At 73.2% G+C, this 4,025-nt stretch carries 6 protein-coding genes; 3 read left to right on the forward strand and 3 right to left on the reverse strand.

Translation table 11 applies throughout. The features are described 5' to 3' along the window. Positions 1 to 583: MFS transporter (locus AB0G02_RS30725; protein WP_360800917.1), on the reverse strand; the 583-nt coding region annotated here is incomplete at its 3' end. A gap of 103 nt (positions 584 to 686) precedes the next feature. On the opposite strand from AB0G02_RS30725, the gene AB0G02_RS30730 reads away from it, so the two are divergent. Both AB0G02_RS30730 and AB0G02_RS30735 read left to right on the forward strand, forming a co-directional pair. Next, positions 687 to 1,028 (forward strand): hypothetical protein, encoded by a 342-nt coding sequence (locus tag AB0G02_RS30730; RefSeq protein ID WP_360800920.1) that lies wholly within the window; start codon positions 687 to 689, stop codon positions 1,026 to 1,028. Continuing rightward, complete coding sequence (locus tag AB0G02_RS30735) at positions 1,025 to 1,261, forward strand: DUF6343 family protein (protein ID WP_360800923.1); 237 nt, start codon at positions 1,025 to 1,027, stop codon at positions 1,259 to 1,261. The genes AB0G02_RS30730 and AB0G02_RS30735 overlap by 4 nt, the downstream gene beginning before the upstream one ends. A gap of 21 nt (positions 1,262 to 1,282) precedes the next feature. Here the strand turns inward: AB0G02_RS30735 and AB0G02_RS30740 are convergent, their stop codons facing one another. Then, positions 1,283 to 2,152, reverse strand: a complete 870-nt coding sequence (locus AB0G02_RS30740; RefSeq protein WP_360800926.1) for an isocitrate lyase/PEP mutase family protein — start codon at positions 2,150 to 2,152, stop codon at positions 1,283 to 1,285. A gap of 192 nt (positions 2,153 to 2,344) precedes the next feature. On the opposite strand from AB0G02_RS30740, the gene AB0G02_RS30745 reads away from it, so the two are divergent. Continuing rightward, positions 2,345 to 2,815, forward strand: a complete 471-nt coding sequence (locus AB0G02_RS30745; RefSeq protein WP_360800929.1) for an SRPBCC family protein — start codon at positions 2,345 to 2,347, stop codon at positions 2,813 to 2,815. Here AB0G02_RS30745 and AB0G02_RS30750 read toward each other — a convergent pair. Further along, a complete protein-coding gene (locus AB0G02_RS30750) occupies positions 2,812 to 3,780 on the reverse strand; it encodes an Lrp/AsnC family transcriptional regulator (RefSeq protein ID WP_360800931.1) in 969 nt (322 codons plus the stop codon). The genes AB0G02_RS30745 and AB0G02_RS30750 overlap by 4 nt on opposite strands. Positions 3,781 to 4,025 lie beyond the last annotated feature (245 nt).

The raw sequence follows: 4,025 nt of genomic DNA on the forward strand, positions 1-4,025 counted from the left end.
CGCGCGGCAGCAGACGCGCCGCCAGCACCAGCGCGGCCAGGCCGATGGGCACGTTGACGTAGAAGATCCACCGCCAGCCCTCGTCCTCGCCGGCCACCGCGAGGATGACGCCGCCGACGACCGGTCCGACGGCGGTGGAGATGCCGACCGTGGAGCCGAAGAGCCCGAAGGCCCGGCCGCGTTCCGCGCCCCGGAACAGCTGCTGGATCAGCGCCGAGTTCTGCGGTGCCAGCGCGCCCGCCGAGATGCCCTGGGCGAGCCGCGCCACGATCAGCACCCCCGTGGTCGGTGCGAGCCCGGCCAACGCGCTGAACAGCACGAACCCGCCCAGCGCGACGAGGAACATGGTCCGCCTGCCGATCGCGTCACCCAGGCGTCCGGCGGGCACCAGGGTCAGGCCGAACGCCAGCGCGTACCCCGAGACGACCCACTGCACGCCCGCCGGGGTGGTGCCGAGGCCGTGCTGGATGGACGGCAGGGCGACGGACACGATGCTGACGTCGAGCAGGCTCATGAACCCGGCGACGAGGGTGACGGTGAGCGCCTTCCACCGCCGCGGGTCCGGCTCGTACGCGCTGGTCACCACCTAATTACTACCCGGCGTCGCGATCATCCGCACGGCGACGGGCGAGGGGTGGCGGTCGCGTGCGGGGTGTGGTCGGGGCCGGAGTGGATACCCCTCGACCATGGACGTGGACCCGAACGGAGTGTCGGACGAGGACCTGCGCCGGTTCGTGCTGGACCGGATCGACGAGGACGAGGAACGGCTGGCGCGCGAGGAGCTGCCGCTGCTGGACGAGGCCGAGCGCCGGGGACGGTTGCGGATCCTGCGGTCCGACGACGGCCAGGAGCTGCTGCTCGTGCCCGGTGAGGCGCAAGCCCAGAGCGAGCGCGCGCCCGTGCCGTTCGCGGAGAAGGCGCAGTGGCTGCGCAAGGAGGTCGAGGGCACCGACGACCGGTCCGTGCTCAAGCTGCTCGCCATGGCCTACGACACCCACCACGGCTGGCAGGAGGAGTGGCGGACGTGACCGTCGGCGGTCACCCCGACGACGACCTGCCGCCACCGGCGCCACCGCGCAGCGCGTTGACCCTGCGGCTGTGGTTGGCCGGTGTCGGTGTCGTCGTGAACGGGGTGGTCGCGGTGCTGTGCGTGCGGGCGGGGCTGACCTGGTTGGCGGTCCTGCTCGTGGTGCTCGCGGTCGGCCTGGTCGTCGACTTCGGCTGGGTGGTGCACCGCAAGCGGCGCGGTGACCCGGGCTGATCGACCGACCGGGCCGACGCGTCACCGGGTCAGGGACGGGCTGTGCGCCCGCGGCGCCGGCAGGTCGTGGTGGCGGCTGATGTTGTGCTCCAGCAGGGCCTGGGACTCCGCGACGCCGATCGGCCCGTCCGGCAGCACTCCGTCCCGCCGCTTGAGGTCGACCACCGCCTCCTCCATGGCCGCGTGGGCGGCGAACAGGCACGGCGTGCTGTAGATCGTCACGTCGACGCCCAGCTCCGCCAGTTCCGCGAGCGAGAGCTTCGGTGACCGACCGCCCGCGATCTGGTTGAACACCAGGGGCTTGTCGGGCACCGCCCGCCGCAGGCGGCGCAGCACCTCCACCGACGGCAGCCCGTCGACCAGCACCGCGTCCGCGTCCGTCGCGGCGAACGCGGTGGCCCGGCGCAGCATCTCGGCCTCGTCGGTGGCGTCGGTCCGCGCGACCACGACGAGGTCGGACCGCGCGCCCAGCACCAGGTCGAGCTTCTCCAGGTACTGCTCCAGCGGCAGCACCCGCTTGCCCTCGACGTGCCCGCACCGGCGCGGTCGCCGCTGGTCCTCCAGGATCACGCCGGACGCGCCGACCTGTTCCAGGGCGCGCACCACCTGGCAGGCCACCTCGGGGTCGACGTACCCGTCGTCGATGTCGACCAGCAGGTGCTGCCGGGGAAGCGCGAGGCGCAGCCGCTGCACGAACCCCACGACGTCCGGCCAGGCGATGAACCCGATGTCGGGCAGGCCGTAGTGCGAGGCGGCGAAGCCGAAGCCGGAGACGAACAGCCCGTCGTAGTGGCGGGCCGCGACCGACGCGGACAGCATGTCGAACACCCCGATCAACGGCGTCGTCCCCGGAGCCGCGACCACCTCGCGCAATGCCTTGCCGTGAGCCATGCGACGAAAGGTAGGGGCCGCCGCCGGAGCCGGTCGAGATATCGGAAGGATGAGATCCACTCCCGCCCGTGGGGTCGTGCGGTGCGAGCGGTGACGGGACGCCGGAGCGGAGGCGTCACCGGGTCGTCGTCCGGCTCGGCCGGTGGCCGCCGCGATGATCATGGCCGTGCGAAGACGTGAAAAGCTGTCCGCATGACCGAGAGCAGGCTCCTGCGCTACCGCGTGCAACGCCTGGTGCGCGCCCGGCCCGAGGTGCTGTGGGAGCTGATCACCGATCCGCACCAGGCCGTCGTGGCGCAGCGGGCGGTCAAGCGGGTCGAGGTCTTCACCGCCGGACCGGTCGGGCCGGGCACGCGGTACCGCCAGTTCGCCCGCGCCCTGGGACTTCCGGTCGCGGTCGACGTCGAGGTCGAGGACTTCGAGCCGTTCCACCGCGTCACCGCCCGCGTCCACTACCCGGCCGACGGCACGCGGTCGTGGGACGAGTTCCTGCTCGAACCCGTGGACGGCGGCACGCTGGTCACGTCGGGCTCGTGGGTCCTGGGCGCGGGTCGGGTGCGCCGGGTGCTCCTGGCGGTGGCCAGGCCCGTCGACCTGCGCACGGTGCGGCGGGCGTTGGCGCGGCTGGCGGAGGTCGCGGAGAGCCGCGCCGCCGGCGCTTAGCGGGGCAGCACCGCGCCCGCGCGCTTCACGGTGCGGATCAGCGGCGCGGTCTCCAGTGAGTGCACGTCGTCCAGCGCGCCGACCCGTTCGGTCAGGTAGCGGTGCAGGTCGCGGGAGTCGCGGCAGACGACGGCGGCCACCAGGTTGGTCCGGCCGGTGGTGATGGCCGTGAACGTGGTCTCGGGGTGGTCGGAGACGGCGTCGAGCACCCGGACCAGCGCGGACGGCCGCACCACCATCCAGAGCCGCGCCTCGGTGCGGTAGCCGAGCGCGGCGGGCGGGATGTCGACGTCGAACACGAGGACACCCGTGCGCCGCAGGTGGTCCAGGCGGCGCTTCACGGTGGACTCCGACCAGCCGGTGCCGGCGGACAGCTCGGCGTAGGACGTGCGACCGTCGCGGGACAGCGCCGCCAGCAGGGCGTGGTCGCCGTCGTCGAGGTCGACCACGCCGTCCTCCGGCACCGGCGGGTCGGGGCGGAGCCGGGCGACCTGGTCCTCGGTGAGCCACTCCGACCCGGCCCAGCCGCCCGCCCCGGTCCCGTCGCCCAGCAGCGAGTGCGCGGAGACGTCGAGCACGCGGCCGGTGCGGGGCAGCTTGTCCATCAGCAGGTCGTCGCGCTCGGACTCGTCACGCGCCTGCACGGTGCAGGAGATCTCGGTGCCGCCGGACAGGTCGTGCACCCAGAACGTGTCGGGGCGGCGCGCGAGGGCGGCGGCCAAGGCGCTCGCGGCGTCCGGGGTGCAGCGGATGCGGATGGTCCACGACGTGTACCCGAGCAGCGACCCGTTCACCGAGCCGACGACCCTCAGCACGCCGGCCGAGCGCAGGCGTCGGTAGCGGCGGGCGACGGTGTTCTCCGAGACCCCGAGCACCTGCGCGACCTTGGCGAACGCCGCCCGGCCGTCGACCTGCAACGCGTGCACGAGCCCGCGGTCGACACCGTCGAGCGTGACGGATTCCATCAGGTCAACGTAAGACACGCCGGAAATCGGCGCGCGGTCCGCACTGGCTGGAGTTGGACCGACCGCGCTCGCGACAGTCCACCGGACACGACTCCGCGAGCGAAGGAACTCCCCATGGCAGCAGAACGCACGATCCTGGTCACCGGGGCTCGCACGTCATCAGGAACAACCTCGCGGTGGCACAACGGCACGTCCCCGGCCGCGTCCGCTGCCCGGTGCTGTTCCTCTCCGCGACGGAGGACGCG

Origin of the sequence: Actinosynnema sp. NPDC023658 (assembly GCF_040639995.1) — a bacterium.
Classification (GTDB): Bacteria; Actinomycetota; Actinomycetes; order Mycobacteriales; family Pseudonocardiaceae; genus Actinosynnema.